This window comes from Shinella sp. WSC3-e (genome assembly GCF_945994535.1).
GTDB classification, from domain to species: domain Bacteria; phylum Pseudomonadota; class Alphaproteobacteria; order Rhizobiales; family Rhizobiaceae; genus Shinella; species Shinella yambaruensis.
The window spans coordinates 3,940,001-3,966,817 of the sequence record NZ_OZ000530.1; the positions used below are offsets into that span (position 1 = coordinate 3,940,001).

General features: G+C 66.9%; 25 protein-coding genes, 1 tRNA gene and 1 rRNA gene. 15 read left to right on the forward strand and 12 right to left on the reverse strand.

What is annotated here, in order from left to right:
• The first annotated feature begins 24 nt into the window (after positions 1 to 24).
• The 4 genes from rrf (at position 25) to AABF56_RS19300 (ending at position 2,599) form a co-directional block, all read left to right on the forward strand.
• A 5S ribosomal RNA gene (rrf, locus tag AABF56_RS19285) occupies positions 25 to 139 on the forward strand.
• A gap of 101 nt (positions 140 to 240) precedes the next feature.
• Positions 241 to 317 (forward strand) — tRNA-Met (locus tag AABF56_RS19290).
• 138 nt (positions 318 to 455) lie between these two features.
• Positions 456 to 914: a YbaK/EbsC family protein gene (locus AABF56_RS19295; protein ID WP_272807181.1), complete on the forward strand. Its 459-nt coding sequence runs from the start codon at positions 456 to 458 to the stop codon at positions 912 to 914.
• 392 nt (positions 915 to 1,306) lie between these two features.
• Positions 1,307 to 2,599, forward strand: a complete 1,293-nt coding sequence (locus AABF56_RS19300; RefSeq protein ID WP_272807182.1) for an NCS2 family permease — start codon at positions 1,307 to 1,309, stop codon at positions 2,597 to 2,599.
• 55 nt (positions 2,600 to 2,654) lie between these two features.
• Here AABF56_RS19300 and AABF56_RS19305 read toward each other — a convergent pair whose 3' ends face one another.
• From AABF56_RS19305 to puuE, 5 genes are all read right to left on the reverse strand, one after another.
• Positions 2,655 to 3,452: an SRPBCC family protein gene (locus tag AABF56_RS19305; protein WP_272807183.1), complete on the reverse strand. Its 798-nt coding sequence runs from the start codon at positions 3,450 to 3,452 to the stop codon at positions 2,655 to 2,657.
• Positions 3,436 to 4,047 (reverse strand): helix-turn-helix domain-containing protein, encoded by a 612-nt coding sequence (locus AABF56_RS19310; RefSeq protein WP_272807184.1) that lies wholly within the window; start codon positions 4,045 to 4,047, stop codon positions 3,436 to 3,438. Before AABF56_RS19310 ends, AABF56_RS19305 begins: the two co-directional genes overlap by 17 nt.
• A gap of 97 nt (positions 4,048 to 4,144) precedes the next feature.
• The gene (locus AABF56_RS19315; protein WP_272807185.1) at positions 4,145 to 4,630 is read right to left on the reverse strand and encodes an ureidoglycolate lyase; all 486 of its coding nucleotides are present in this window, start codon (positions 4,628 to 4,630) and stop codon (positions 4,145 to 4,147) included.
• The gene (alc, locus tag AABF56_RS19320; RefSeq protein WP_272807186.1) at positions 4,627 to 5,643 is read right to left on the reverse strand and encodes an allantoicase; all 1,017 of its coding nucleotides are present in this window, start codon (positions 5,641 to 5,643) and stop codon (positions 4,627 to 4,629) included. The genes AABF56_RS19315 and alc overlap by 4 nt, the downstream gene beginning before the upstream one ends.
• A 10-nt stretch (positions 5,644 to 5,653) precedes the next feature.
• Entirely contained in the window at positions 5,654 to 7,072 is a 1,419-nt protein-coding gene (gene puuE / locus AABF56_RS19325; protein ID WP_272807187.1) for an allantoinase PuuE, read from the reverse strand.
• Positions 7,073 to 7,234: 162 nt separating this feature from the next.
• Between puuE and uraH the strand changes: the two genes are divergently transcribed.
• From uraH to xdhC, 4 genes are read left to right on the forward strand one after another with little or no spacing between them, the layout of a single operon-like run.
• Positions 7,235 to 7,600, forward strand: coding sequence for a hydroxyisourate hydrolase (gene uraH / locus AABF56_RS19330; RefSeq protein ID WP_272807188.1), 366 nt, complete (start codon positions 7,235 to 7,237; stop codon positions 7,598 to 7,600).
• Positions 7,601 to 7,603: 3 nt separating this feature from the next.
• Positions 7,604 to 9,088, forward strand: coding sequence for a xanthine dehydrogenase small subunit (xdhA, locus tag AABF56_RS19335; protein WP_272807189.1), 1,485 nt, complete (start codon positions 7,604 to 7,606; stop codon positions 9,086 to 9,088).
• A gap of 3 nt (positions 9,089 to 9,091) precedes the next feature.
• Positions 9,092 to 11,458, forward strand: coding sequence for a xanthine dehydrogenase molybdopterin binding subunit (gene xdhB, locus AABF56_RS19340; protein WP_272807190.1), 2,367 nt, complete (start codon positions 9,092 to 9,094; stop codon positions 11,456 to 11,458).
• A 48-nt stretch (positions 11,459 to 11,506) separates the two neighbouring features.
• Positions 11,507 to 12,352 (forward strand): xanthine dehydrogenase accessory protein XdhC, encoded by an 846-nt coding sequence (xdhC, locus tag AABF56_RS19345; RefSeq protein WP_272807191.1) that lies wholly within the window; start codon positions 11,507 to 11,509, stop codon positions 12,350 to 12,352.
• 6 nt (positions 12,353 to 12,358) lie between these two features.
• On the opposite strand, the gene AABF56_RS19350 is transcribed toward xdhC, so the two are convergent.
• From AABF56_RS19350 to AABF56_RS19360, 3 genes are read right to left on the reverse strand one after another with little or no spacing between them, the layout of a single operon-like run.
• Complete coding sequence (locus AABF56_RS19350; RefSeq protein WP_272807192.1) at positions 12,359 to 12,787, reverse strand: type II toxin-antitoxin system VapC family toxin; 429 nt, start codon at positions 12,785 to 12,787, stop codon at positions 12,359 to 12,361.
• Positions 12,787 to 13,041: a type II toxin-antitoxin system Phd/YefM family antitoxin gene (locus AABF56_RS19355; protein WP_244770438.1), complete on the reverse strand. Its 255-nt coding sequence runs from the start codon at positions 13,039 to 13,041 to the stop codon at positions 12,787 to 12,789. The genes AABF56_RS19350 and AABF56_RS19355 overlap by 1 nt, the downstream gene beginning before the upstream one ends.
• Before the next feature lie 37 nt (positions 13,042 to 13,078).
• On the reverse strand, positions 13,079 to 14,044 hold the full coding sequence (locus AABF56_RS19360; RefSeq protein ID WP_272807193.1) for a LysR family transcriptional regulator: 966 nt from the start codon (positions 14,042 to 14,044) through the stop codon (positions 13,079 to 13,081).
• A 140-nt stretch (positions 14,045 to 14,184) separates the two neighbouring features.
• Here AABF56_RS19360 and AABF56_RS19365 point away from each other — a divergent pair, with 140 nt between their 5' ends.
• Positions 14,185 to 15,426, forward strand: coding sequence for a urate hydroxylase PuuD (locus AABF56_RS19365; RefSeq protein WP_272807194.1), 1,242 nt, complete (start codon positions 14,185 to 14,187; stop codon positions 15,424 to 15,426).
• Positions 15,423 to 16,763, forward strand: coding sequence for a guanine deaminase (gene guaD / locus AABF56_RS19370; protein ID WP_272807195.1), 1,341 nt, complete (start codon positions 15,423 to 15,425; stop codon positions 16,761 to 16,763). Before AABF56_RS19365 ends, guaD begins: the two co-directional genes overlap by 4 nt.
• A 184-nt stretch (positions 16,764 to 16,947) precedes the next feature.
• Here guaD and bhcR read toward each other — a convergent pair whose 3' ends face one another.
• Positions 16,948 to 17,769 (reverse strand): HTH-type transcriptional regulator BhcR, encoded by an 822-nt coding sequence (gene bhcR / locus AABF56_RS19375; protein ID WP_272807196.1) that lies wholly within the window; start codon positions 17,767 to 17,769, stop codon positions 16,948 to 16,950.
• 265 nt (positions 17,770 to 18,034) lie between these two features.
• Here bhcR and gcl point away from each other — a divergent pair, with 265 nt between their 5' ends.
• From gcl to AABF56_RS19395, 4 genes are all read left to right on the forward strand, one after another.
• Positions 18,035 to 19,819, forward strand: a complete 1,785-nt coding sequence (gcl, locus tag AABF56_RS19380) for a glyoxylate carboligase (protein ID WP_244770433.1) — start codon at positions 18,035 to 18,037, stop codon at positions 19,817 to 19,819.
• Between the two features lie 20 nt (positions 19,820 to 19,839).
• Positions 19,840 to 20,619: a hydroxypyruvate isomerase gene (hyi, locus tag AABF56_RS19385; RefSeq protein WP_272807197.1), complete on the forward strand. Its 780-nt coding sequence runs from the start codon at positions 19,840 to 19,842 to the stop codon at positions 20,617 to 20,619.
• Between the two features lie 42 nt (positions 20,620 to 20,661).
• A complete protein-coding gene (locus tag AABF56_RS19390; RefSeq protein ID WP_272807198.1) occupies positions 20,662 to 21,546 on the forward strand; it encodes a 2-hydroxy-3-oxopropionate reductase in 885 nt (294 codons plus the stop codon).
• 247 nt (positions 21,547 to 21,793) lie between these two features.
• Positions 21,794 to 23,062, forward strand: a complete 1,269-nt coding sequence (locus AABF56_RS19395; protein WP_272807199.1) for a glycerate kinase type-2 family protein — start codon at positions 21,794 to 21,796, stop codon at positions 23,060 to 23,062.
• A gap of 237 nt (positions 23,063 to 23,299) precedes the next feature.
• On the opposite strand, the gene AABF56_RS19400 is transcribed toward AABF56_RS19395, so the two are convergent.
• Positions 23,300 to 24,298 carry an aldo/keto reductase gene (locus tag AABF56_RS19400; protein WP_272807200.1) on the reverse strand — a complete coding sequence of 333 codons (999 nt, stop codon included), beginning with the start codon at positions 24,296 to 24,298 and terminating at the stop codon, positions 23,300 to 23,302.
• A 152-nt stretch (positions 24,299 to 24,450) separates the two neighbouring features.
• Here AABF56_RS19400 and AABF56_RS19405 point away from each other — a divergent pair, with 152 nt between their 5' ends.
• The gene (locus tag AABF56_RS19405; protein ID WP_272807201.1) at positions 24,451 to 25,341 is read left to right on the forward strand and encodes a LysR family transcriptional regulator; all 891 of its coding nucleotides are present in this window, start codon (positions 24,451 to 24,453) and stop codon (positions 25,339 to 25,341) included.
• 21 nt (positions 25,342 to 25,362) lie between these two features.
• Here the strand turns inward: AABF56_RS19405 and AABF56_RS19410 are convergent, their stop codons facing one another.
• On the reverse strand, positions 25,363 to 25,806 hold the full coding sequence (locus AABF56_RS19410; RefSeq protein WP_133035507.1) for a GNAT family N-acetyltransferase: 444 nt from the start codon (positions 25,804 to 25,806) through the stop codon (positions 25,363 to 25,365).
• Positions 25,807 to 25,809: 3 nt separating this feature from the next.
• Positions 25,810 to 26,760 carry an aldo/keto reductase gene (locus AABF56_RS19415; RefSeq protein ID WP_272807202.1) on the reverse strand — a complete coding sequence of 317 codons (951 nt, stop codon included), beginning with the start codon at positions 26,758 to 26,760 and terminating at the stop codon, positions 25,810 to 25,812.
• Positions 26,761 to 26,817: the final 57 nt, after the last annotated feature.

Here is a 26,817-nt window from a genome sequence, read left to right on the forward strand (position 1 = left end):
GGCATGAACATTGCCCTTAGCCGACCTGGTGGTCATGGCGGGGTGGCCGCACCCGTTCCCATTCCGAACACGGCCGTGAAACGCCCCAGCGCCAATGGTACTTCGTCTCAAGACGCGGGAGAGTAGGTCGCTGCCAGGTCTGCTAAAGGCAATGTGAAACAATCTTCTCGGAACAAAAATCGGCCAAGGCCGACAAGGGCCGCAAAAGCGGAAACCCCACTTCTTGAAATACCGGAATATCGCGGGGTGGAGCAGCCCGGTAGCTCGTCAGGCTCATAACCTGAAGGCCGCAGGTTCAAATCCTGCCCCCGCAACCAACGATCCCAAAGAGCCCCCTCCGTGGGGCTTTTTGCGTTTATGGGCTGTGCCGCCTCGCCGTAACCCGACAGCACTTCATCCCACCCCCAACACCCCAAAATATTGCAACACAAAGGCAGGCGTGGTTATAAGACGGCATGTCGCTCGAATCCGTCCGTGCCTTCTTCTGCGAAAACGCTCCCGAAATCACCGTGCTGGTCACCGAACAGAGTTCCGCGACCGTGCCCCTCGCCGCGGCCGCGCATGGCGTGGCGCCCGAGCAGATCGCCAAGACGATCTGCCTGCGCGTCGGCGAGGAGATCGTGCTCCTCGTGGCCGCCGGCACCGCCCGGCTCAGCAACCGAAAGTTCAAGGACCGCTTTGCCGCAAAGCCCCGCATGCTGGAGGCGCAGGAGGTCCTCGCCGTCACCTCCCATCCGGTCGGCGGCGTCTGCCCCTTCGGCCTGCCCTCTCCCCTGCCTGTCTATTGCGACGCCTCGCTGAAACCCTTTGCCGAGGTGGTGCCGGCGGCCGGCGCCACGAATGCGGCGGTGCGCATCGCGCCCGAGCGCATGGCAAGGCTCGTTCGCGGCGAATGGGTCGACGTTTGCGACTAGGGCATTTCCGGTGAACTCCGATTCATCGGAAATGCTCTAGATGCTTGCTTTTACCGCATTATCCCGCCGAAGCGACTTCGCTTCGGCTGGAAATGCTCCAGGGCCGAAAGGACCGCGAAGGCGCGCTGCTCCTGTCCGCCGTGAAAGAGTTTCAAGCAAATCCGGGGAAATGCCGGGCTGGCGCAATTCCGCTCGAACAAGCAATATGACGAAACTGTGATCAACCGCGGCCGGCTTCCGGCGGACAGCGGCGCGCGGGCGCGGAGGACATCCGCGAGGCAGGCGGTTCGCATGGCGGAACGTCACGCCAGGTCCCGGGTCGCTGGAGGAGCAAACTCGACCCGGAAGTTTTGCACGGCGGCGCCGACGAGCGCACGCCAGGGGGAGAAAACATGTTCGAACGGCTTTTCAAGCTGCGTGAGCACGGCACCACCGTGCGCACCGAGGTGATCGCGGGTCTGACGACCTTCCTCACCATGTCCTATATCATCTTCGTCAATCCGGACATCCTGTCGACCACGGGCATGGACAGGGACGCCGTCTTCGTCGCGACCTGTCTTGCCGCCGCGCTCGGCTCCATGGTCATGGCGACCGTCGCCAACTGGCCGATCGGCATGGCGCCCGGCATGGGCCTCAACGCCTTCTTCGCCTTCACGGTGGTGGCGGCGCTCGGCTTCACCTGGCAGCAGGCGCTGGGCGCGGTGTTCATTTCCGGGATCATCTTCGTCATCCTGACGGTGACCGGCGTGCGCAGCTGGCTGATCGCCGGCATCCCGCATTCGCTGAGGAGCGCGATCGCCGCCGGTATCGGCCTCTTCCTCGGCATCATCGCCCTGAAGAGCTCCGGCATCGTCGTCGACAATCCGGCGACGCTCGTCGGCCTCGGCGACCTCAAGCAGACCGGCCCGCTGCTCGCCATCCTCGGCTTCTTCATCATCGCCGTGCTCGATGCGCTGCGCGTCAAGGGCGCGATCCTGATCGGCATCCTCGCCGTCACGGTCCTCTCCTGGATCTTCGGCGTCAGCGAGTTCCGCGGCCTCGTCTCCGCCCCGCCGTCGATCATGCCGACCTTCCTGCAGCTCGACATCATCGGCGCGCTGCATGGCGGCCTCCTGCATGTCATCCTCGTCTTCGTGCTCGTCGAAGTGTTCGATGCGACCGGCACGCTGATCGGCGTCGCCAAGCGCGCCAACCTCATCCAGGAAGGCAAGCCGAGCCGTCTCGGCCGCGCGCTCCTGGCCGACAGCACGGCGATCGTCGCCGGCTCGCTGATCGGCACCAGCAGCACCACGGCCTATGTCGAAAGCGCCTCGGGCGTGCAGGCGGGCGGACGCACCGGCCTCACCGCCTTCACCGTCGCCATCCTCTTCCTCGCCGCCCTCTTCATCTCGCCGCTCGCCGGCTCCGTGCCGAGCTATGCGACGGCACCGGCCCTGCTCTATGTCGCCGGCCTGATGATGCGCGAACTGACGGAAATCGAGTGGGAGGACCTGACGGAAGCGGCCCCGGCGGCGCTGACCGCGCTCGCCATGCCCTTCACCTATTCGATCGCCAACGGCCTTGCCTTCGGCTTCGTCAGCTATGTCGTGCTGAAGTTCTTCACCGGCAGGTGGAAGCAGATCCACCCGGCAACGGCGATCGTCGCGGCGCTCTTCGTCATCCGCTTCGCCTTTTTCGCGGAGTAAGGGGATTTTCTCCGACGGAAACGGGCCGCGTGATGAACGCGGCCCGTTTTGCATGTCAGGATTTGGCGACGCCGTCGAGCCAGGCCTGCCAGACCGGCTCGCTTGCCGCGGCCATCTCCGCGGCCCTCTTTCCGTAGAAGAAGCGGCAGACGCTGAGGCGGATCGTCTCGCCCGAGCGGTAGAGGCCGAAAAGGCCGACACCGGGCGCCTCGCCGTCGATGCGCACGAGGACATAACGCTGCCTGTCGTCCTGCCGCACGCCGACGACCTCGCCGAAAAACGTCTCGCCGGCTTCGACGGTCCAGTTCTCGCCAACATCGGCCGTCTCGTGGCCGAGCCCGTCGAGCAGCTTGCGCCAGACGACGAGGGCCTCGCCCGTCGCCTCGGCCGAGAGCTGGAAGGAGGCGGCAGGTTGGCCGGCATGGTGCGCGAGATAGAGCCGCAGCACCTCGATGAAGGCGGGCCAGCCGGATTCGAAGCCCTCCATCTGGTCGTCCCAGTCGTCCGTCGCGCTGAAGAGGGAATGCACCATGCGCACGAGGCACTGGTCGCCCGAGCGGGCGATGATGGAGATCTCGGTGGCGACCGGCGGGGCATTCTCCGCCCAGCCCACCTCCACATAGCCGAAGCGGTGCGGCGGCTCCCAGCCGGTGACCGTGCCGCCGGAGGTGACCCCCGGCATGAAGTGGAAGGTCAGCTGGCCGCCGATCTTCTCCTCGATCTCGGCCCGGGTGAACCAGGCGGCATTGCCGGGCCCGGTCGCCATGGCCTGCCAGACCTCCTCGGGCGTGCCGGGGACGAGAAACTCCATTTCCACCCAGCGCTTGCCGCTTGCGTCAAATTTCGTCGGCATCGGACTTCCTTTCCTGGTTTGTCGGTGCGGGATAGGCGGCGACCACCAGCCGGTGCGCCCGTCCGCCCGGGGCCTTTTCGTCGTGGTAGCGGGCGACGAGGGTCGCGATCGCCTCGGTGAGGTCGGCCGTGAAGGCGGCGCGCGCGGCGGGGGAGGCGAAGCGGATCGTCGCGTCGATGGAAAGCGTGGCAAGCCGCTTGTCCGCGGCGCGGGCGCCGCGCCAGAGCGCACCGACCTCGCGCACGATGCGGGCGGCGAGCGCCACGAGATAGCTTGCCGAAAACCGGTCGCCGGAAATGCCGGGATCGGCGCCGACCGGCCCGAGCGCGGCGGGCGAGACGACATAGGAGCGCGCCGTCGCCACCATCAGCCGCTCCGTGATGCCGCCCCATCGGCGCGCCTCGGCCTGTTCCACCAGCTTCTCGTCTTCCAGCGCCTTGAGGTGGTAGTTCACCTTCTGGCGCGTCAGGCCCACCCGGCCGGCGAGGGTCGCCGCGGAGGCGGGAGCGGAAAGCTCGGCGAGCAGGCGCGCCTTGATCGGGTCGAGGGCAAGCGCCGCGGCGGCCGGCGTGTCGAGGATATCGAGATCGAGCATGCGGCAGGATTCCATTGACAGGAAAATTTGTCAAGGAGGATAAAAAAGTGCCGGCCCGTGGAGGCGGGCCGGCGGATCCGTGATCCCGGTGGGCGGATCAGCGGATCAGGAAGGGTTCGGCGTAGAAATGCTCCTCGAGGTTCACGCCCTCGCCGCCGCGGTCCACCACGGCGAAATCCGAGACCGTGTCGAGCGGCGTCAGGATGCCGTGCCAGACATTGCGGCCGATATTGACGCCCTGGCCGGGCGCGGTGCGGAAGGCGATCGGCTCGGCGGGGCCGTTCTCCGTCTCCTCGGCGACGACGACGAGGAAGGAGGCGTCGCCGAGCGGAATGAAGGCCTGGCTGCCGAGCGGATGGCGCTCGACCATCGTCAGCTCCAGCGGTAGCAGATAGGGCTCGCCGCGCAGGAGGCTGATCATCGGCCGGGCCTTCTCGCCCGTCGTCTCGATATTGGCGAGGTCATGGTAACGGGTGCACTTGCCCGCATTGATCGGGAAGGTATGCGCGCCTTCCTGCTCGATCACCTGGCCGAAGGGCGCGAAGGCCTCGCGGGTGAGCGGCTTGATCTCGATGGTCTTCATGTCTTTCCTCCCTCGGCCGGATGGCCAAAAACACGCAGGCGGCTCACGCCGCCGTCCGGATGGATGTTCAGGCGGACATGCGTCACGGCACCCGCCCGTTTCACGAGAGTGCCGCCGAACGTATGGATGCGGTCGGCGGCGAGCTTCTGCTCGGGCAGGATCTCCTGCCAGAACATCGACGCGGCGGTGACAAGGGTGGGGAGGTCCCCCGTCGCGCCCGTCAGGTCGGCGGCCTGCAGGGAGCAGGCATCCGGGTAGTTGCCCTTGAAATGGGCGGTATCGACGACGATGCTTTCGATCGTCGCCCGTGCTGCGAGCCTGACCACGATCCATTCGTGGCCGGGCACGCGGCGGCGGCTGGTCTCCCAGCCGTCACCCATATTGATGCCGCGGCCGGGCGCGAGCAAGCGCTGGTGGCCGTAATGCCCGTTCGAAAGCGCGAGGACCTCTCCGCCGGCGAGCGCCGCCGCAAGGTCGATCGGCTCGCCGCCGATCGCCGTCCGGTCGAGCACCGGCTTGCCGTAGACGCGCAGCCGCGCCACGCCGCCGTCGGGATAGATGCGCAGCCGCACATGGCTGTAGAGCCCGTCGTCGGCGCAGTCGAAGAAATGCTGGGCGCCTGGCCCGAGCGGGCTTGGACCCAGCACCGCCGTCCAGGATGTCCGTGCATCCGGCCCTTCCGGCGCATGGCAGGCCTCGATGGCGCAGGCCGTCGGGAAGTTGCCGGTGAAATGGGCCGTATCGACGTCGAAGCCGCGGATGCGGCCGGGCGTTGCCAGCGCGATGACGGCATGGTCGTGGCCGGGTCCCCGGCGACGGCGGGTTTCCCAGCCGTCCATCCATTTGCCGTTGTCGTCGTAGACGCCCGGCCGGTAGACCGCGGGTTCATCGGCCAGCAGGCGCGACAGCGGCCCGAAGAACTCGTCCGTCGCGAAGATGGCCCTTGCCCCGAGGCCCGCCGAGGCTAGGTTGATCGTTCCGCGCGTGAAGGCGGGCAGGGCGCCGGTCGACATGGTTCCGCTCTCAGGCCGGCAGCATGGCTTTGAGCCGCAGCAGCGCGATGCGCTCCACCTGCCGGCAGGCGGTGGAAAGCTCGGTGTCGCGGTCGTTGCCGATGCGGGCCTCGAAGGCGGCGAGGATGCCGGCCTTCGTGTTGTCGCGCACGGCGATGATGAACGGGAAGCCGAATTTCCTCACATAGGCCTCGTTCAATTCGGTGAAGCGGGCGCGCTCCGCGTCGGTCAGCGCGTCGAGGCCGGCGGAGGCCTGTTCCTCGGTGGAGCTCGCGGTAAGGCGTTTCGCCTGGGCCAGCTTGCCGGCAAGGTCCGGGTGGGCGACGAGCACGCGAAGCCGCTCGGCATCGCTGGCCGCGCGGAACTGGAAGGTGAGGGCGGCGGCAAGGCCGGTCGCCGTGTCGTTCGCCGGCGAAAGTTCGTCGGCGAAGGCGCGGCGGGCGACCCAGTCGGAATGTTCGAACACGCCGCCGAAACGCGCGACGAAGGCCTCTTCGGTCATCTGCGAGGGGCGCTCGGCCGGCGTCTGCGGCGGATGGGTCTTCGCCCAGTGCTCGGCGATGTCGATGCGCCGCGCGATCCAGACCTTCTCGTGGCTCTGCACATAGTCGATGAAGCGGGCGAGCGCCATGACGCGGCCCGGCCGGCCGATCAGGCGGCAGTGCAGGCCGATGCTCATCATTTTCGGGCTGCCCTTGGCGCCTTCCGCATAGAGCGCATCGAAGCTGTCCTTCAGGTAGCTGAAGAACTGGTCGCCGCTGTTGAAGCCCTGGGGCGTCGCGAAACGCATGTCGTTGGCGTCGAGCGTATAGGGGATGATGAGCTGCTGCCGGCCGCCGTGCTCGTACCAGTAGGGCAGGTCGTCGGAATAGGTGTCGGAGATATAGTCGAAGCCGCCCGCCTCGGCGACGAGATCGACGGTGTTCACCGAACAGCGGCCGGTATACCAGCCACGCGGCCGCTCGCCGGTGACGAGCGTGTGCAGGCGGATCGCCTCGGCGATGGCGGCGCGTTCGTCCTCCGCCGTCATGTCCTTGTGCTCGACCCATTTGAGGCCGTGCGAGGCGATCTCCCAGCCGGCCTCCAGCATGGCGGCCACCTGGGCGGGCGAACGGCGGAGCGCGGTGGCGACGCCGTAGACCGTGACGGGCACGTTCTTTTCCGTCAAAAGCCGGTGCAGGCGCCAGAAGCCGGCGCGCGCGCCGTATTCGTAGATCGATTCCATGTTCCAGTGGCGCTGGCCCGGCCATTGGGCGGCGCCGACGATCTCGGAGAGAAAGGCCTCGGATGCCGCATCGCCATGCAGCACGCAGTTCTCGCCGCCCTCCTCGTAGTTCAGCACGAACTGCACGGCGACGCGCGCCTCGCCCGGCCACCGGGCGGCCGGCGGTGTCTGTCCATATCCGTGCATGTCACGGCAATATCGCATGGGAACGCTCCTCCAAACGTTTTCGATGCGGAATTTCTAACCGCAAATCGGCTGCGCCATTCCCCACGGAAATTTTGAAAGTCTCGAACGATCCTGCTGCTTTTCAGTGGCATGGGGCTGGTGGATAGTGATTATCGGAGCGCTGTGTTCGGGAGGAAAAACATGCAAACTCATTCGCAAGGGGCCGGCCGCCTCACGACCCATGTGCTGGACACGGCGCGCGGCAAGCCGGCGGAAGGCCTGCGCATCGATCTCTACAGGGTGGAGGGCGACACGCTGCACCTTCTCAAGACCACCGAGACGAACGACGACGGCCGCTGCGATGCGCCGCTCTTGGCCGGCGAGACGATGAAGGCCGGCACCTACGAGCTGCGCTTCCACGCCGGCGATTATCTCGGCCGCACGGGGGATGGCCCGATGTTCCTCGACCTCATCCCGATCCGCTTCGGCCTTGCCGACGAGGGCGTGCACTACCATGTACCGTTGCTCGTCTCGCCCTTCAGCTATTCCACCTACCGCGGGAGCTAAGCCATGGCGGCCGCCAACATCCGCTCGGAACTGCACTTCATCCTCAACGGCCGCGACGTCGCGCTCAGCGACGTCGCGCCGGACCAGACGCTGCTCGACTGGCTGCGCCTCGCGCGCCTGCTCAAGGGCACCAAGGAAGGGTGCGCCGAGGGCGACTGCGGCGCCTGCACGGTGCTGGTGGGCCGGCTGACGCCCGAGGGCGGCCTTGTCTACGAGGGCGTCAATGCCTGCATCCGCTTCCTCGGCTCGCTGGACGGCTGTCATGTCGTCACCGTCGAGCATCTCGCCGCCGGCGACGGCCGCCTGCACCCCGTGCAGCAGGCCATGGTGGATTACCACGGCTCGCAATGCGGCTTCTGCACGCCGGGCTTCGTCATGTCGCTCTATGCGCTGTGGATGCAGTCGCCCAACCCGACCGACCAGGAGATCGAGACGGCGCTGCAGGGCAATCTCTGTCGCTGCACCGGCTACGAGCCGATCCTGCGCGCCGCCCGCGCCATCTCCAGCTATGGCGGCACGGAGAAGGACCCGTTGCTTGCCGAACGCCAGGCGATGATCGCGCGCCTCAAGGCGCTTGCCGACGGCGCGCGCGTCGAGATCGGCGAGGGCAGGAAGCGGTTCGTCGTGCCGGCGAACCTCGATGATTTCGCCGCCGTGCTGGAGGCCGAACCCGCCGCCACGGTGGTGGCCGGCTCCACCGATGTCGGCCTGTGGGTCACCAAGCACATGCGCGACATCACGCCGGTCGTCTTCATCGCCGGCCTCCAGGAGATGAAGGCGATCACGGTAAAGGACGATGTGATCACCCTTGGCGCGGGCGTTACCTATAGCGAGGCCATCGCGACGCTCTCGCGGCACATTCCGGCGCTCGGCCCGCTCATCACCCGCATCGGCGGCCAGCAGGTGCGCAACATGGGCACGATCGGCGGCAATGTCGCCAACGGCTCGCCGATCGGCGACACGCCGCCGGCGCTGATCGCGCTCGGCGCGTCGGTGACCTTGCGCAAGGGCGCGGAACGGCGCACCATCCCGCTCGAGGATTTCTTCATCGCCTATGGCAAGCAGGACCGCCAGCCCGGCGAATTCGTGGAATCCCTTAAGGTGCCCGTTCCTCCCGCGGCGGAAAAGTTCGCCGTCTACAAGGTGACCAAGCGCCGCGACGAGGACATTACCGCAACGCTCGGCGCCTTCCGCCTGGCGCTTGCCGCCGACGGCACGGTCGCCGCCATCACCATCGCCTATGGCGGCATGGCGGCGACGCCGAAGCGCGCCTTCGCCGTCGAGAAGGCGCTGCTCGGCCAGAGCTGGACCGAGGCGACGGTGGAAGCGGCCATGGCGAAATATGCCGAGGACTACACGCCGCTGACCGACATGCGCGCGACCGCGGAATACCGCGCGCTGGTGGCCAGGAACCTGCTCCTGCGGTTCTATGTGGAAACGACGACCAGCGGGGAAGCCGCGCAGGTGTCCAGATACGAGGCTGCGTAAGCCATGAACAAGCACACTCCAGACCTCAAGGCGGAAAAGATCACCGGCGGCGTGCATGCGAGCCCGCGCCACGATTCCGCGCACAAGCACGTCGCCGGCACGGCCGTCTATATCGACGACATCACCGAGCCCGCCGGCACGCTGCATGCCGGCCTCGGCCTTTCCACCGTCGCCCATGGCGCCGTGAAATCCCTCGACCTTTCGGCCGTGCGCGCCGCCCCCGGCGTCGTCGACGTGCTGACCCACGAGGACATTCCCGGCGACAACGACATCTCGCCCTCCGGCATGCACGACGATCCCGTGCTCGCCGCCGGCAAGGTGGAGTTCCACGGCCAGCCGATCTTCTGCGTCATCGCTGAGACACGCGAGGAGGCCCGCCGCGCCGCGCGCCTCGCCAGGGTCGAATACGAGGAGCTTCCCGCCAATATCGACATCTGGGACCTCGACCAGAAGACGCACCGGCAGGTCTTTCCGCCGCTGACGCTGAAGCGCGGCGATGCCGCCGCCGCCCTCGATAGCGCGCCGCGCCGGGTGAAGGGCCGCATGCGGCTCGGCGGACAGGACCATTTCTATCTCGAAGGCCAGGTCTCGCTCGCCGTGCCCGGCGAGGACGACGAGGTCACCGTCTACTGCTCCACCCAGGGGCCGAGCGAGACGCAGCACCTCGTCGCCCACGCGCTCGGCGTGCCGAGCCATGCCGTGACCGTGGAGGTGCGCCGCATGGGCGGCGGCTTCGGCGGCAAGGAGACCCAGGCCAACCAGTGCGCCGCGCTCGCCGCCATCGCCGCCAAGAAGCTGGGCCGCGCCGTCAAGCTCCGGCTCGACCGCGACGAGGACATGGTGGCGACCGGCAAGCGGCACGATTTCGCCATCGATTACGATGTCGGCTTCGACGACGAGGGCCGCATCCTCGGCATCGACTACACCTTCGCGCTCCGGGCCGGTTTTTCGGCGGACCTCTCCGGTCCGGTGGGCGACCGCGCGCTGTTCCACTGCGACAATGCCTATTTCTTCCCGCATGTGCACGCCAGGACGGCGCTCCTGCACACCAACACCGTCTCGAACACCGCCTTCCGCGGCTTCGGCGGCCCGCAGGGCATGGTGGGCGCCGAGCGCGTCATCGACGAGGTGGCCTTCGCCGTCGGCAAGGACCCGCTCGAGATCCGCAAGCTGAACTTCTACGACGCGATGGGCGTCGAGGGGACCCGCAACCTCACGCCCTACCACCAGAAGGTGGAGGACTGCATCATCCAGCGTATCGTCGCGGAGCTTGAGGAAAGCGCCGACTATGCCGGCCGGCGCGAGGCGATCCGCGCGTTCAACGCGAAGAGCCGCATCGTCAAGCGCGGCCTCGCGCTGACGCCGGTCAAGTTCGGCATCTCCTTCACCAAGACGGAATCCAACCAGGCCGGCGCGCTGGTGCATGTCTACACGGACGGTTCCGTGCACATGAACCATGGCGGCACGGAAATGGGCCAAGGCCTGCACCTGAAGGTGGCGCAGGTGGTGGCGGAAGAGTTCCAGATCGACCTCGACCGGGTGAAGATCACGGCGACGACGACGGCCAAGGTGCCGAATACCTCGCCGACGGCGGCTTCGTCCGGCGCCGACCTCAACGGCATGGCGGCGCAGAACGCGGCGCGCCAGATCAAGGACCGGCTGATCGATTTCGCCGCGGAAAGCCATCAGGTGCCGCGCGACCAGGTCGTCTTCCTGCCGAACCGGGTGCGCATCGGCAATGCCGAGATGGCCTTCAACGATCTTGTGAAGAAGGCCTACATGGCCCGCGTCCAGCTCTCGGCGGCCGGCTTCTACAAGACGCCGAAGATCCACTGGGACCGCTCGAAGGGCCGGGGCCACGCCTTCTACTACTACGCCTATGGCGCGGCCTGCTCGGAGGTCTCGGTCGATACGCTGACCGGCGAATATGTCGTCGAGCGCACCGACATCCTGCACGATACCGGCCGGTCGCTGAACAAGGTCATCGACATCGGCCAGGTCGAGGGCGGCTTCATCCAGGGCATGGGCTGGCTGACCACGGAGGAACTGTGGTGGGACGGCAAGGGGCGGCTTCGCACCCACGCACCCTCCACCTACAAGATCCCGCTCGCCTCGGATCGCCCGAAGATCTTCAACGTGGCGCTGACCGACTGGTCGGAAGCCTATGAGCCGACGATCCACCGTTCCAAGGCGGTGGGCGAGCCGCCGCTGCCGCTCGGCCTTGCCGTGCTGCATGCGCTGTCGGACGCGGTGGCGAGCGTGGCGGACCACAGGATCTGCCCGCGGCTCGACGCCCCGGCGACGCCCGAGCGCGTGCTGATGGCGATCGAACGCCTCAAGGCGGCCCGAGCAATTCCAGGAAAAGTGTGATGCGGTTTTCCGTCCGGAATTGCGGCAAAGAAAGCAAGGGGTGAGGCCATGCCCGCCGTGCGCGAAGACATCCGGGATTTCCTGCGCCGGGCGCCGGGGTCGATCCTGGTCGAGGTGACGGGCGCGGCAGGGTCCACGCCGCGCGATACGGACGCCTTCATGCTGGTCTCGGAACGGGAGATCTTCGCGACGATCGGCGGCGGGCAGCTCGAATATATGGCGATCGACCAGGCCAGGCGCGCGCTGCGCTCGGGCGCGGCCGCCGCGCCGATGAGCGTGCCGCTCGGCCCGGAGATCGGCCAGTGCTGCGGCGGGCGCGTCGGCCTGTCCTTCACCGCCATGAACCCGGCGCTGGCGCGCGACCTTATCGCCCGCAGCGACCGCGAGATGGCCCTGAGGCCGCATGTCTACGTCTTCGGCGCCGGCCATGTCGGCGATGCGCTCGCCATGGCGCTGTCGCTCGCCCCGCTGCGCGTCGTGCTGGTGGATACCCGCGAGGACGAGCTTGTCGCCTCGACGGTGCCGCGCATCGAGACCTGCCTCACCGCCATGCCCGAGGCCGTGGTGCGCGATGCGCCGGCCGGCAGCAGCTTCGTCGTTTTGACCCATGACCACGCGCTGGATTTCCTGATCACGGCCGAGGCGCTGAAGCGCAACGACGCCGCCTATGTCGGCATGATCGGCTCGAAGACCAAGCGCATCACCTTCCGCAACTGGCTGTCGCGCGAGATCGGCCAGCCCGACCTTTTCACCCGCCTCGTCTGCCCGATCGGCGGCACGTTCGTGAAGGACAAGCGCCCGGCGGTGATCGCGGCGCTTGCGACCGCCGAGATCATGACGGCCGCGCTGACCTGGGCAGGCGCGCGTCAGGATGCGGTTCCCGTCAGGGATTGAAGCAGTCTATTTCCCGGCAGCCTTTTCCCACGGGTTGAGGCATGGGACGCCGAGCGGCTGGAAGTCCGAAAGGTTGCGTGTGACGAGGACCAGATCGTTGGCGAGTGCGGTCGCCGCGATCATGCCGTCGGCGGTCGGTCTCCTGCCGGGTGTCGGCAATCGACCTGCGATCGAGGCCGCCTGCATATCGAACGGCAGGAGCCTTGCGGAAAATTCCGGCAGCACGACGGCCGTCAGCCACAAGGAAAGGTCATCGGCAAAATCGGGATTGCGAAGACGTTCGCGTTGTATGCCGAACTCGATCTCCATGATCGTTACCGTCGATAGATAAGCGGTCTCGACATCGAACGCGTGGAGAAATTCCTGGAACTCAGCGGCCTGACGCCCAGCCCTGCGGGATGCGGAAACAACGTTCGTATCGAGCAGGAATGCCATCAGAATTCGACGTCCCGGCCCTCGAAGCTGGCGCGTTCGGGCGCAAAATCGTCATCGAACCTGGAACCCTTGTGGTTGAGGGCGTCATACAGGCTTTTCGACTTTCGCCAATGGTCCTTGAAGTCGCTGTAGCGGACAAGCACATAGCGCGCCTCGCCATGCTCGGTGATGACGAGGGGGCCTTCGTTTGCCGCCTTCTTCGCCTTGCTCGGATTCTGGTTGAAGTCGGCGCTGGTCATGGAGGCGAAGGACATGAGCTTCTCCATCTAGTACATTATTGGAAGAAATATACTATTTCTCGCTGTCTGCTTCAACCGGCTCGGCTTTGCCGCCGTCGATCTCCTCTCCGAGCAGCCGGCCGATCAGCCGCTGACATCGCTCGGCCATGAAATCGATCATCAGCCGCACCTTGGGATCCTGGAAACGCTTGTGCGGATAGATCGCGGCGAGCTGCACGGAGGCGGGCGGGCTGTCCTTCAGGATCTCCACCAGGCGGCCCTCGGCAAGATGGGCCTTCACCTCGAAGAGCGGCTTGTTGATGATGCCGCGGCCTTCCAGCGCCCATTGCGTCAGCACGTCGCCGTCGTCGCTGTCATAGGGCCCGGCGACCTCGAACTTGCGCACGCCCTCGGCGGTCACCAGCGTCCAGTAATATTCCTTCGAGCCGGGATAGCGCAGCAGCAGACAGTCGTGCTTGTCGGCGATCAGCGCATCGGCCGTCCTCGGCGTGCCGCGGCGGGAAAGATAGGCCGGCGAGGCGCAGAGCACGCGCTCGCAATTGAGGATGCCGCGCATGCGCAGGTTCGAATCCTCCAGCACGCCGAGCTTGAAGGCGACGTCGACGCCCTCGGCGAGGATATCGACATTGTGGTCCGACAGGCGCACCCGCACCTCGATGTCGGGATACTTGTCGTGGAATTCCGGAATGCCCGACGCGATGAGGCGCCGGCCGATGCCGAGCGGCGCGGTGATGCGGAGCGAGCCCTTGGGGTTGCGCGACAGGTCCGCGATCGCCGCCTCCGCCTCGTTCACCGCCTCGATGATCTTCACCGCGCCCTCGTAGAACACGCGGCCGTGCTCGGTCGGCGAGAGCTTGCGCGTCGTGCGGTTGAACAGCCGCACGCCGAGATGGCGCTCCAGTTCCTTGATGCGATTGCTGGCGACCGCGGGGGTGACGCGCTGGTCGCGCCCCGCCGCCGAAAGGGTACCGAGTTCGACCACGCGAACGAAGACGCGCACATTATCGAGATAGGACATGGCTCTTTCTACCACATCGGCGTGCCGAGCAAAGAGGCGGCCATCTTTTAGATTTTTTTGAAAGTGTTCGGGATTCGCCGGGATTTCCGTGAAAATCACTTGATGGCAAACAAGCCCATGGAAAATGGGAGGAGGTCCCTATGTACGAATATGCCATAGCCTGGGATTGGTTGATGTTCGCCGTCCGCTGGCTGCATGTCATCACGGCGATCGCCTGGATCGGCTCGTCGTTCTATTTCGTCGCGCTCGACCTGGGCCTGAAGAAACACCCCGCGCTGCCGCCGGGCGCCCATGGCGAGGAATGGCAGGTGCATGGCGGCGGCTTCTACCACATCCAGAAATACCTGGTGGCGCCGGCCAACATGCCGGAGCATCTCGTCTGGTTCAAATGGGAGAGCTACGTCACCTGGCTGTCCGGCTTCGGCATGCTCTGTCTTCTGTATTACGCGGGCGCCGACCTCTACCTGATCGATCCGAACGTGCTCGATGTCTCCAAACCGGTGGCGATCGGCATTTCGCTGGCCTCGCTCGCCTTCGGCTGGATCATGTACGACCTGATCTGCAAGTCGCCCTTCGGCAACGACAACACGCGGCTGATGATCGCGCTCTACTTCATCCTCGTCGTCGTCGCCTGGGGCTATACACAGCTCTTCACCGGCCGCGCCGCGTTCCTCCATCTCGGCGCCTTCACGGCGACGATCATGTCGGCCAACGTGTTCTTCATCATCATTCCGAACCAGAAGATCGTCGTCGCCGACCTCATCGCCGGCCGCACGCCCGATCCGAAATACGGCAAGATCGCCAAGCAGCGCTCGACCCACAACAACTACCTGACGCTGCCGGTGCTGTTCCTGATGCTGTCGAACCACTATCCGCTGGCCTTCGGCACCGAGTTCAACTGGATCATCGCCTCGCTCGTCTTCCTGATGGGCGTCACGATCCGCCACTACTTCAACACCACCCATGCCAATGCCGGCAACCCGACCTGGACCTGGCTTGCCACCGCGCTGCTCTTCGTCATCGTCATGTGGCTCTCCACCGTGCCGAAGGTGCTGACCGGCGAGACGGCCGACGCGAAGGTCTCGGCCAGCCAGCAGCCCTTCGTCACGGCTGAAGCCTTCCCCAAGGTGCGCGACACCGTTCTCGGCCGCTGCGCCATGTGCCATGCCAGGGAGCCGGGCTGGGAGGGCATCATCACGGCGCCGAAGGGCGTCGTCCTGGAAACGGACGGCGAGATCGCCAACCACGCCCGCGAGATCTACCTGCAGGCCGGCCGCTCGCACGCCATGCCGCCGGCCAACGTGACCCAAATCTCCGACGAGGAGCGCCGCCTGCTCGTCGCCTGGTACGAAAGCGCCATCAGCGGGGAGAAGACCCAATGAGCGAACTCCTGATCCGCGGCCGCGTGCTGACCTTCCTTTCCGAACCGCAGGGCATCGACGACACGGCCGCCTGGCGCTACATCGAGGACGGCGCGGTCTTCGTGCGGGGCGGCAAGGTCGTCGAGATCGGCGAGCATGCCGAGGTCTCCAGGCGCGCCGGCCCCGGCGTTGCGGTCGCCGACCATCGTCCGCACCTCGTGCTGCCGGGCCTCATCGACACGCACCTGCATTTCCCGCAGACCCAGGCGATTGCCTCCTATGGCGCGCAGCTCCTGGAATGGCTGAACGCCTATATCTTCGTCGAGGAGCAGAAGTTCGCCGAGGCCGCCCATGCCGTCGCCGTGGCGGACCGCTTCATGGACGAATTGATCTCGAACGGCACGACGACCGCCGTCGCCTATTGCTCGGTGCATCCCGAAAGCGTCGAGGCCTATTTCTCTGCGGCCGAGGCGCGCGGCATGCGCATGGTCGGCGGCAAGGTGATGATGGACCGCAACGCGCCCGACGCCCTGCGCGACACGCCGCAGCAGGGCTATGACGAGACGAAGCGGCTCATCGAAAAATGGCACGGCCGCGGCCGCGCGCACTACGCGATCAGCCCGCGCTTCGCCATCACCTCGACGCCCGGGCAGATGGAGATGAGCCAGGCGCTCGTCGCCGAGCACCCGACCTGCTTCGTGCAGACGCATCTTTCCGAGAACCGCGACGAAATCGCGTTCGCCACCTCGCTCTACCCGCAGGCGAAGGACTATACGGACATCTACGCCCGTTACGGCCTGCTGAACGACCGCATGCTGCTCGGCCATTGCATCCATCTCAGCGACCGCGAGGTTTCCGTGCTCGCCGAGACGGGCGCCGTCGGCGTCTTCTGCCCGACGTCCAACCTCTTCCTCGGCTCGGGCCTCTTCGACCGCGACAGGTTCGACCGGCTCGGCGCGCGCTGGTCGGTGGCGACGGATGTCGGCGCCGGCACCAGCTTCTCCATGCTGGAAACGATGGACGAGGCCTACAAGGTGCTGCACCTCAACGGCCAGAAGCTGACGCCGTTCAATTCCTTCTACCGCCTGACACTGGGCAATGCCCGCGCGCTCGGGCTTGAGAAGCATATCGGCTCGCTGCATGCCGGGGCCGATGCGGATATCGTCGTGCTTGATTCCTCCGGCAAGTCGGCGATGGAATACCGCATGCGCACCGCCACCTCGCTGGCGGAGGAGCTCTTCATCCTGCAGACCATGGGCGACGACCGCTGCGTCGCCGAGGTCTATGTCGCCGGCAAGGCGATGAAGGGCAAGGGCAAGGCGGGCGCTTCTGAAAAGCGGGTTCTCGAAACGGCCTGAAATCCGGCATGGCGGGGACGTGTTCGCCTGCCGGCGCCGCACACGCCATCGTCATCCTCGGCCTTGAGCCGAGGATCCACATGACGCCTCTTCGCTTGTGACATGGATGCTCGGGTCAGGCCCGAGCATGACGGAGGAGAGGGTTTCGGGAGAAATGCGGCGGGGGCGTTTGCTCGGGATGGCTTTATCTCACCCGCCCGCCCATCGCCTTGGTCAACCCCTCCGCCGCCGCCCTGACGACCGGGCCGAAGGCGTCGACCTTGCTGTCGGGCAGGCGCACCGCCGGGCCGGATACGGAAATGCCGGCCACCGCCTCGCCATATTCGTCGAAGATCGGTGCGGCCACGCAGCGCATGCCGAGCGTGTGCTCCTCGTCGTCGATAGACCATCCGCGGGCGCGGATCTTTCCGATATCCTCGAGCAGCGTCGGGATCGTGTCGCGCGTCTTGTCGGTGAAATGCTGCAGCGTGCGGCCGGAAAGCAGCGCCTCGATGCGGGCATCCGGCCAGGTGGAGAGGATCGCCTTGCCGATGCCGGAGGCGTGGATCGGACCGCGTCGGCCGGGGCGGAAGAAGGCGCGCATCGGCGCATGGCTTTCCACCTGCGAGATGAAGACCACGTCGCCGTCGTCCTCGATGGCGATGTTGGCGGTCTCGCCGCAGCCCTCCATCAGCTGCTTGAGGAACGGCCGGCTGATCGTGCCGAGCTTGCGGAAGCGCAGATAGGCCGTGCCGATCTCGAAGGCCTTCACGCCGATCGTCCAGGCGCCGGTCTCCGCGTCATGGGCGATCATGCCGTGCTGGGCGAGCGAGGTCAGCAGGCGGTGCACGGTGGAGGGCGCCATGGCCGACTGGTCTGCAAGGTCGGTGAGCGCCGCGCCGTCCGCCTGCGCCACGAGATCGAGAAGTCTCAGGCTGCGGTCCAGCACCTGCACCGAGGACGGTGCCGCATTCTCGCCGGCCTTGCGGCCGGGCCGCCCCCGCGTCTTCTCCTGCTGCTCCGCCATGCCCTGCCTCTTCTTCCGCTTGCCGCAAGACCCCTCGTCCGCCTGCCGGCATCTTCTCCGGGGAGAAGGTGGCCCGAAGGGTCGGATGAGGGGAATTGCGATATGACTGCCGTTGTCGACCCCATCCATGACATAGCCGGCCCGTGGCGATTGTTCCAGTTTCGTTGAAAATGTTTATTTCCATCTGATGGGATTGATTTCCATTTTATGATTGCGCGCAGGAACAGATGCGCTACCTTCATTCTCAAGAGACGGAGGAAATCCCATGGCTAAAATGCGTGCTGTCGATGCAGCGGTCCTGGTTCTGGAGAAGGAAGGCATCGATTGTGCCTTCGGCGTTCCGGGCGCTGCGATCAATCCCTTCTATTCGGCGCTGAAGGCGCGCGGCACGGTCCGCCACGTGCTCGCCCGCCACGTCGAGGGCGCAAGCCACATGGCCGAGGGTTATACAAGGGCCCGCGCCGGCAATATCGGCCTGTGCATCGGCACGTCGGGCCCGGCCGGCACCGACATGATCACCGGCCTCTATTCGGCCTCCGCCGATTCGATCCCGATCCTGTGCATCACCGGCCAGGCGCCGCGCGCCCGCCTCGACAAGGAGGACTTCCAGGCGGTCGATATCGCCAAGATCGCCGCGCCCGTCACAAAATGGGCCGTCACCGTCATGGAGCCGGGCCTCGTCCCCTATGTCTTCCAGAAGGCGTTCCACACGATGCGCTCCGGCCGTCCCGGCCCGGTGCTGATCGACCTGCCGATCGACGTCCAGCTCGCCGAGATCGAGTTCGACATCGACGCCTATGCCTCGCTCGAACCCTACAAGCCGGCCGCCACCCGGGCCCAGGCCGAAAAGGCCCTCGCCATGCTGAACGCAGCCGAGCGTCCGCTGATCGTCGCCGGCGGCGGCATCATCAACGCGGATGCCTCGGACCTCCTGGTCGAGTTCGCCGAGATCACCGGCGTTCCCGTCATCCCGACGCTGATGGGCTGGGGCACGATCCCGGACGACCACCGGCTGATGGCCGGCATGTGCGGCCTGCAGACCTCGCACCGCTACGGCAACGCGACGCTGCTCGCCTCCGACTTCGTCCTCGGCGTCGGCAACCGCTGGGCCAACCGCCACACCGGCAATATCCCGACCTATACGGAAGGCCGCACCTTCGTCCATGTCGATATCGAACCGACCCAGATCGGCCGCGTCTTCACGCCGGATTTCGGCATCGTCTCGGATGCCGGCGCCGCGCTGAAGATGTTCCTCGACGTCGCGACCGAATGGAAGGTCGCCGGCAAGCTGCGCGACTGGTCGGCCTGGGCCGAGGAGTGCCAGGAGCGCAAGCGCACCATGCTGCGCAAGACCCATTTCGACCACACGCCGCTGAAGCCGCAGCGCGTCTACGAGGAGATGAACAAGGCCTTTGCCCGCGACACCTGCTACGTCTCGACCATCGGTCTTTCCCAGATCGCCGGCGCGCAGTTCCTGCATGTCTACAAGCCGCGCAACTGGATCAACTGCGGCCAGGCCGGCCCGCTCGGCTGGACGCTGCCCGCCGCGCTCGGCGTGCGCGCCGCCGATCCCGATCGCCCGATCGTCGCCCTGTCCGGCGACTATGACTTCCAGTTCCTCATCGAGGAGCTGGCGGTCGGCGCCCAGCACAAGCTGCCCTATCTGCATGTGGTCGTGAACAATTCCTATCTCGGCCTCATCCGCCAGGCCCAGCGCGGCTTCAACATGGACTTCGAGGTCTCGCTCGCCTTCGACAACATCAATGCATCGGGCGATTCGGAAGCCGGCTATGGTGTCGACCACGTCGCCGTCGCCGAAGGCCTCGGCTGCAAGGCGATCCGCGTGCGCAGCCCGAACGAGTTCCAGGAAGCCTTCAACACCGCGCAGGCGCTGATGAAGGAGCACCAGGTCCCCGTCGTCATCGAGTTCATCCTCGAGCGCGTCACCAACATCGCCATGGGCGCCGACATCAATGCCGTCGTCGAATTCGAGGACCTGGCCGAACGCGGCGAAGACGCCCCGACGGCGACGCTGGCCCTCCTGGACTGAGACGAAGAGAGGAAAACACCATGCCGAAATTCGCGGCCAACCTGACCATGCTCTTCAACGAGGCGCCGTTCCTCGAGCGCTTCGCGCTGGCCGCCAAGGCCGGCTTCGAAGGGGTGGAATATCTCTTCCCCTACGATTTCGACAAGGAGGCGCTGCGTGCCGCGCTCGATCTCAATGGCCTGACGCAGGTGCTGCACAACCTGCCGGCCGGCAACTGGGCCGGCGGCGAGCGCGGCATCGCGGTCCTGCCGGACCGGGTCGACGAGTTCCGCCGCGGCGTGGCCTCGGCGATCGACTATGCGACGGCGCTCGGCTGCAGGCAGGTCAACTGCCTGTCGGGCATCGCCCCGGTCGGCGTTCCGGACGAGGTGCTGCGCACCACCTTCGTCGCCAACCTGAAGCTGGCGGCTGGCGAGCTCGGCAAGCATGGAATCCGGCTTCTGATCGAGCCGATCAACCGCTTCGACATTCCGGGCTTCTACCTCAACACCCCGGACCAGGCGGCCTCCATCATCGCCGAGGTGGGCAGCGACAACCTGTTCATCCAGTACGACCTCTACCACCAGCAGCGCACCGAGGGCGAGCTGATCGGCACGTTCAGGAAGCACCAGGCGCAGATCGCCCATGTGCAGCTTGCCGACAATCCGGGCCGGGGCGAACCGGGCACCGGCGAGATCGCCTGGCCCTTCGTATTCAAGACGCTCGACGCGCTCGGCTACGACGGCTGGATCGGCTGCGAATACAAGCCGCGCACCACGACGCAGGAAGGCCTCGGCTGGCTGGCCGAAGTCGGCCGCTGAAGACACAACACATTCAAAGCTGAAAGTCTGGGAGTTCAGATCATGGCAAATATCGGTTTCATCGGCCTCGGCATCATGGGCACCCCCATGGCGCGTCACCTTCAGGACGCCGGCCACACGGTGATCACCTCAAAATTCGCAATCCCGCCGCGTCAGGAACTCATCGACAACGGCCTGAAGATCGTCGATAGCCCGAAGGTGCTGGCCGAGACCGTCGACACGATCATCCTCATGCTGCCCGATACGCCCGAGGTCGAAGACGTGCTCTTCGGCGAGAACGGCGTCTCCTACGGTCTTGCGGCCGGCAAGCTCGTCATCGACATGAGCTCGATCTCGCCGATCGCCACCAAGGAATTTGCCAGGAAGATCCGTGCGACAGGTGCCGAATATGTCGATGGCCCGGTCTCGGGCGGCGAGGTCGGCGCCAGGAACGCCTCGCTCTCCATCATGGCCGGCGGCTCGCAGGAAAGCTTCGACCGGGCGCTGCCGCTCTTCCAGCTGATGGGCAAGAACATCACCCTCGTCGGCGATTGCGGCGACGGCCAGGTGACGAAGGTCGCCAACCAGATCATCGTCGCGCTGACCATCGAGGCGGTGTCCGAAGCCCTCGTCTTCGCCTCGAAGGCCGGCGCCGATCCGGCGCGCGTGCGCGCCGCGCTGATGGGCGGCTTTGCCTCCTCGCGCATTCTCGAAGTGCACGGCGAGCGCATGGTCAAGCGCACCTTCGATCCGGGCTTCCGCATCTCGCTGCACCAGAAGGACCTGAACCTCGCGCTGCAGGGCGCCAAGGCGCTCGGCGTCGCCCTGCCCAACACCGCGTCCACGCAGGAACTCTTCAACCAGTGCGCCGCCCATGGCGAGGCCGGCCTCGATCACTCAGGTCTCGTCAAGGCGCTGGAGCGCATGGCGAACCACGCCGTCGCATGACGGCCTGGCCGGGCGGGGAGGGGAGCCCCGCCCGGCTACCCCTTCCGGAGGCGGCGGCGCGGCCCCTCATCCCCCGCCGCGGCTCTTTTTCATCGGGAGGTGCTGGCGGGCGGGTGAGGGGCTGTGCTTAATTGCCGGGCCCGAAGCGCCGCGCGTCCCGCGAACGGCGACGGCCACTGTAGAATTTTGAATCTGCTGCCGGAATCCCTCGTTTCGAGGCCCGGCGCAGCGTGACCCGGAGGAACCCATGCCGCCCATCGCCGATCCGCGCGCCTTTCTCGAACATCTCTTTTCCGTCGCGGTCTCCGCCGCCGATCCGGACAAGGTGCTGGCCGCCAACCTGCCGGAAAAGCCGAAGGGCCGCACGGTGGTGATCGGCGCCGGCAAGGGCGCGGCGCAGATGGCGCGCGCCTTCGAGCGCCTCTGGGACGGCCCGCTCACCGGCGTCGTCGTCACGCGCTACGGCTATGCCGTCGCCTGCGAGCGCATCGAGATCCTGGAGGCCGCCCATCCGGTGCCGGATGACAGCGGGCTCCTCGCCTCCGGCCGGCTGATGGCCGCCGTGCGGGGCCTCACGGAGGACGACCTCGTCGTCGCCCTCGTCTGTGGTGGCGGTTCGGCCCTGCTGCCGGCGCCGGCCGGCGACCTGACGCTTGCCGACGAGATCGCCGTCAACAAGGCGCTGCTCGCCTCCGGCGCGCCGATCAGCGCCATGAACGCCGTGCGCAAGCAGGTCTCGCGCATCAAGGGCGGCCGGCTTGCCGCGCTTGCTCATCCGGCCCGCGTCGTCTCGCTCGTCGTCTCCGACATTCCCGGCGACAATCCCGCCCTCGTCGCCTCCGGCCCGACCATCGCGGACGAGACCACCCGCGCGGATGCCCTGCGCCTCATCGAGCGCTACCGCCTCGACCTGCCCGAAGCCGTGATGCGCCACATCCGCGACGGCAAGGACGAGCCGCCGCTGCCGTCCGATGCCGCCTTCGCCCGCAATGCGGTCAAGCTCGTTGCCTCCGCCGCCGTCTCGCTGGAGGCCGCCGCCGAAGCGGCGCGCGCGGCGGGCGTCGAGGCCGTCATCCTTTCCGACGCCATCGAGGGCGAGGCGGCCGAGGTCGGCCGCGTGCATGCGGCGATCGCCGCCGAGGTGGTGCGTCGCGACCGGCCTTTCCGCAAGCCCGTCGTCGTGCTGTCGGGCGGCGAGACGACCGTGACGATCAGGGGCAAGGGCAAGGGCGGGCGCAACGGCGAGTTCCTCCTGTCCCTCGCCTGCGGCATCGATGGCCTGCCGGGTCTCTTTGCGCTTGCCGCCGACACGGACGGGATCGACGGTTCGGAGGACAATGCCGGCGCCTTCGCCGACGGGACCACCGTCGCGCGCCTCGCCGACCAGGGCAAGGATGCCGCCGAATTCCTCGGCCGCAACGACAGCTGGACCGCCTTCGACGCGCTCGGCGACCTCTTCGTGCCCGGCCCGACCGGTACCAATGTCAACGATTTCCGGGCCATTCTCATCCAGTAGGGTTGGGAGAATCCGGCTAAATACATGGCCGGGAGTGATCCGCTACCCTTTGCCATCGGGAAAGCCCCTCATCCGGCTGCCGCCACCTTCTCCCCGCAAGCGGGGAGAAGGGGATGTCGGGCCGGTTTCCCGCAGGCGATGTTCTTCAGAAATCAAGGAAAGCTTTGCCTCCTGCTCCTTCTCCCCGCTTGCGGGGAGAAGGTCGCGGCAGCGGGATGAGGGGCGGCTGTGAACACGCTAGCGGTTGGCCATCGAGGCCATGCGCTGCGGGTAGCGTCCGCCGGCCACCTTGGCCGGCGACAGGAGGTCGCCGAGGCGGGCGGCTTCCTCCGGCGTCAGGACGATAGCTGCGGCGGCGGCGTTCTGCTCCAGGTGCGGCACCTTGCTGGCGCCGGGGATGGGCACGATGAAATCGCCCTGCGCCAGCACCCAGGCAAGCGCGAGCTGCGCCGGGGCGACGCCCTTTTCCGCCGCCATCTCCTCCAGGAGGGCGACCAGCGCGAGGTTGGCGTCGAAATTCTCCGCGGCGAAGCGCGGCAGCGAGCGGCGGAAATCGTCGTCGGCAAGGCCGTCCAGCTTCTTCAGCGCGCCGGTGAGCACGCCGCGGCCGAGCGGGCTGAAGGGCACGAAGCCGATGCCGAGCGTGCGGCAGGTCTCCAGCACGCCGTTTTCCTCGACGTCACGGGTCCACAGCGAATATTCGCTCTGCACGGCGGCGATCGGGTGCACGGCATGGGCCTTGCGGATCGTCTCGCTGCCGGCTTCCGAAAGGCCGAGCGCCTTCACCTTGCCCGCGCGCACCAGCTCCGACATGGCGCCCACCGTCTCCTCGATCGGCACGTCCGGGTCGACGCGGTGCTGGTAGTAGAGGTCGATGACCTCGATGCCGAGCCGCTTCAGCGCGGCCTCGGCAACGGCCCTGACGTTTTCCGGCCGGCTGTCCGTGCCCGTGATCATCTCGGCCGAGGGTTTGGCGGGATCGATGCGGAAGCCGAACTTGGTGGCGATCACCACCTTGTCGCGCACCGGCTTCAGCGCCTTGCCGAGGAGGATCTCGTTCCTGTAGGGGCCGTAGACCTCGGCCGTGTCGAACAGGGTGATGCCGAGATCGACGGCGCGGTGCAGCGTGTCGATGGCCGCCGTCTCGTCGCTGGAGGGGCCGTAGGCATGGCTCATGCCCATGCAGCCGAGGCCGAGGGCGGAAACGTCGAGGATACCGAGCTGTCTGTGTTTCATGGCGAAATCCTTCTTCTGTGGACCCCGGGAGGCAGGTCCGCGCGGCCGGGCGGCGAACGGTCCGCCGTCATCCGGGCAAGGCCAATCTAGGACGCGGCGCCTCATCGGAAAATTGCTGCAAAAGCCAACGGCTTGTTCTATCTGTTGGAACAATGAACCGGACCCAGCTTTCCCAGCTCGCCGTGCTCGCCATCGTCGCGGAGACGCGCAGCTTTCGCAAGGCCGCGGGCGAACTCGGCATCGCGCCCTCCGCCGTCAGCCATGCGGTCTCGGCGCTGGAGGCGAGCCTCGGCGTACGCCTCATCGCGCGCACCACCCGCTCCGTGGCGCCGACCGAGGAGGGGCGCCTGCTGCTCGACACGCTGGCGCCGGCGCTTTCCGACATCGGTTCGGCCATGGAGGCGCTTGCCGACCGGCAGGGCCGCCCCGCCGGTCCGCTGCGCGTCACCATGCCGCTGATCGCCGCCGAGGACATCGTCATGCCGCGGCTCGGCGCCTTCCTCGCCGCCTATCCGGAGATCGAGCTGGACCTTCGGACCGACGACCGCTTCGAGGACATCGTCGAGAAGGGTTTCGATGCCGGGCTGCGGCTTGGCGAACATCTGGAGGCGGACATGATCGCGGTCCGGGCGAGCGGCCCCTGGCGCGGCCTCATCGTCGGCGCGCCGGCCTATTTCGAGAGTCATCCGAAACCCCTCCAGCCGCGCGACCTCATGCAGCACCGCTGCATCCGGCGGCGCTTTTCCAGCGGGCGGATCTATCGCTGGGAGCTGGAAAAGGACGGGCGGCTGGTGACGGTCGACGTCGCCGGCCCGCTGATCGTCTCCGACCAGCGGCTGATGCGCGCGGCCGCGATGGACGGCGCGGGCCTTGCCTATGTCTTCGACCAGCGCGTCGACGAGGATATCGAGGCCGGCCGGCTCGTCCCGGTGCTGGAAGACTGGTGCCCGGCCTTCGACGGCTTTTCGATCTACTATCCCTCGCGCCGGCAGATGCGCCCGGCGCTGCGCGCCTTCGTCGATTTCTTCCGGTTCCGCGGCTGACCCGGGCTCAACGGAACTGTGTCAGGTTTTCAGCCGGTAGCGGATATGCCCGTCGGCCTCGACATAGCTGTCGTAGAGCTTGCGGGCGCGCGCATTGTCCTGGCGGGTGTGCCAGTAGATGCCGCGCCAGCCGTTGCGCCTGGAAATGGTGACGAGGTCGTCGATCAGCGCCCGGCCGATGCCCCTGCCGCGCGTGCCCTCGTCGACGAACATGTCCTCGAGATAGCCTTCCGGTGCGATGCCCCAGGTGGAATCGTGGTAGTGATGGATGGCAAAGCCCAGCACCGTCCCGTCCTCCTCGGCAAGCCGCATCGAGACGCGCGAGCCGGGATCCAGGATGCGTGCCCAGGTGAAGGCGGTCACCTCCTCCGGCACGTCGGTCTCGTAGAAGGCGAGGTAGCCGGCCCAGAGCTTTCTCCAGGCCGCCTCGTCACCCTCCAGCGCATCGCGGATGGTGATGGCCATGGCTCACGCCCCCGCCGTGTCGAGCGCGGCCATCTGCTCCGCGCTCAGCGTGAGGGCTGCCGCCTTCATCAGGCTTGCGAGCTGGCCGAGGCTGGTCGCGCTGGCGATCGGCGCGGTGACCGCAGGCTTGGCCATCAGCCAGGCGAGCGCGATTTCGGCCGGCGTCGCGCCGGTCTCGGCGGCCACCTTGTCGAGGGCGGCGAGGATGCGCAGGCCCTTGTCGTCGAGATAGCGCACGACGCCCTCGCCGCGGGCCTTGCCCTCGGTGTCCGCCTTCGTGCGGTACTTGCCGGTCAGGAAGCCGGAGGCGAGGCTGTAATAGGTGATGACGCCGAGGTCCTCCTTCCGGCAGAGGTCGGCCAGCGCGCCCTCGAAACCGGCGCGGTCATAGAGATTGTATTCCGGCTGCAGCGCGCCGTAGCGCGGCAGGCCGGCCTTGTCGGCGGCCTCGAAGGAGGCCTGCAACTGGCCGGCATCGAGGTTCGAGGCGCCGAAGGCGCGCACCTTGCCGGCCTTCACGAGGCCTGCATGGGCCTCCAGCGTCTCCTCGTAGGGCGTCTGCGGATCCGGCCAGTGCGAGAGATAGAGGTCGATATGATCGGTCTGGAGTCGCTTCAGCGAGTTCTCGACCGCCTCGACGATCCAGCGCCTGCGCAGGTCCCGGCGTCCCTGGCCCATGTCGGAGCCGACCTTGGTGATGACCACCACCCTGTCGCGGGCGATGCCGGAGCGCTTCAGCCACTTGCCGATGATCGTCTCGGATTCGCCGCCCTGGTTGCCCGGCGCCCAGCGCGAATAGACGTCGGCCGTGTCGATGGCGTTGAAGCCGGCGCCGGTGAAGGCGTCGAGCAGGTCGAAGGAGGTCTTCTCGTCGGCCGTCCAGCCGAAGACATTGCCGCCGAAGACGAGGGGGGCGATCGAAAGGCCGGTCTTGCCGAGGGCGCGAAACTGCATGGGGTCCTCCAAGGGGTTCGTGCTGAAAAAGCTTCCTGCAACATAGGGCGCGGCCGG

Bases quoted from the DNA above. Each gene is read 5' to 3' on its own strand.
- puuE (WP_272807187.1), bottom strand. From the start codon at position 7,072: ATGCGATATTGCCGTGACATGCACGGATATGGACAGACACCGCCGGCC.
- bhcR (WP_272807196.1), bottom strand. From the start codon at position 17,769: ATGGCGGAGCAGCAGGAGAAGACGCGGGGGCGGCCCGGCCGCAAGGCC.
- hyi (WP_272807197.1), top strand. From the start codon at position 19,840: ATGCCGAAATTCGCGGCCAACCTGACCATGCTCTTCAACGAGGCGCCG.
- AABF56_RS19350 (WP_272807192.1), bottom strand. From the start codon at position 12,787: ATGGCATTCCTGCTCGATACGAACGTTGTTTCCGCATCCCGCAGGGCT.
- xdhA (WP_272807189.1), top strand. From the start codon at position 7,604: ATGGCGGCCGCCAACATCCGCTCGGAACTGCACTTCATCCTCAACGGC.
- AABF56_RS19315 (WP_272807185.1), bottom strand. From the start codon at position 4,630: ATGAAGACCATCGAGATCAAGCCGCTCACCCGCGAGGCCTTCGCGCCC.
- guaD (WP_272807195.1), top strand. From the start codon at position 15,423: ATGAGCGAACTCCTGATCCGCGGCCGCGTGCTGACCTTCCTTTCCGAA.
- alc (WP_272807186.1), bottom strand. From the start codon at position 5,643: ATGTCGACCGGCGCCCTGCCCGCCTTCACGCGCGGAACGATCAACCTA.
- xdhC (WP_272807191.1), top strand. From the start codon at position 11,507: ATGCCCGCCGTGCGCGAAGACATCCGGGATTTCCTGCGCCGGGCGCCG.
- AABF56_RS19355 (WP_244770438.1), bottom strand. From the start codon at position 13,041: ATGTCCTTCGCCTCCATGACCAGCGCCGACTTCAACCAGAATCCGAGC.
- AABF56_RS19310 (WP_272807184.1), bottom strand. From the start codon at position 4,047: ATGCTCGATCTCGATATCCTCGACACGCCGGCCGCCGCGGCGCTTGCC.
- AABF56_RS19390 (WP_272807198.1), top strand. From the start codon at position 20,662: ATGGCAAATATCGGTTTCATCGGCCTCGGCATCATGGGCACCCCCATG.
- AABF56_RS19415 (WP_272807202.1), bottom strand. From the start codon at position 26,760: ATGCAGTTTCGCGCCCTCGGCAAGACCGGCCTTTCGATCGCCCCCCTC.
- AABF56_RS19395 (WP_272807199.1), top strand. From the start codon at position 21,794: ATGCCGCCCATCGCCGATCCGCGCGCCTTTCTCGAACATCTCTTTTCC.
- AABF56_RS19365 (WP_272807194.1), top strand. From the start codon at position 14,185: ATGTACGAATATGCCATAGCCTGGGATTGGTTGATGTTCGCCGTCCGC.
- uraH (WP_272807188.1), top strand. From the start codon at position 7,235: ATGCAAACTCATTCGCAAGGGGCCGGCCGCCTCACGACCCATGTGCTG.
- AABF56_RS19360 (WP_272807193.1), bottom strand. From the start codon at position 14,044: ATGTCCTATCTCGATAATGTGCGCGTCTTCGTTCGCGTGGTCGAACTC.
- AABF56_RS19410 (WP_133035507.1), bottom strand. From the start codon at position 25,806: ATGGCCATCACCATCCGCGATGCGCTGGAGGGTGACGAGGCGGCCTGG.
- AABF56_RS19400 (WP_272807200.1), bottom strand. From the start codon at position 24,298: ATGAAACACAGACAGCTCGGTATCCTCGACGTTTCCGCCCTCGGCCTC.
- gcl (WP_244770433.1), top strand. From the start codon at position 18,035: ATGGCTAAAATGCGTGCTGTCGATGCAGCGGTCCTGGTTCTGGAGAAG.
- xdhB (WP_272807190.1), top strand. From the start codon at position 9,092: ATGAACAAGCACACTCCAGACCTCAAGGCGGAAAAGATCACCGGCGGC.
- AABF56_RS19405 (WP_272807201.1), top strand. From the start codon at position 24,451: ATGAACCGGACCCAGCTTTCCCAGCTCGCCGTGCTCGCCATCGTCGCG.
- AABF56_RS19305 (WP_272807183.1), bottom strand. From the start codon at position 3,452: ATGCCGACGAAATTTGACGCAAGCGGCAAGCGCTGGGTGGAAATGGAG.
- AABF56_RS19295 (WP_272807181.1), top strand. From the start codon at position 456: ATGTCGCTCGAATCCGTCCGTGCCTTCTTCTGCGAAAACGCTCCCGAA.
- AABF56_RS19300 (WP_272807182.1), top strand. From the start codon at position 1,307: ATGTTCGAACGGCTTTTCAAGCTGCGTGAGCACGGCACCACCGTGCGC.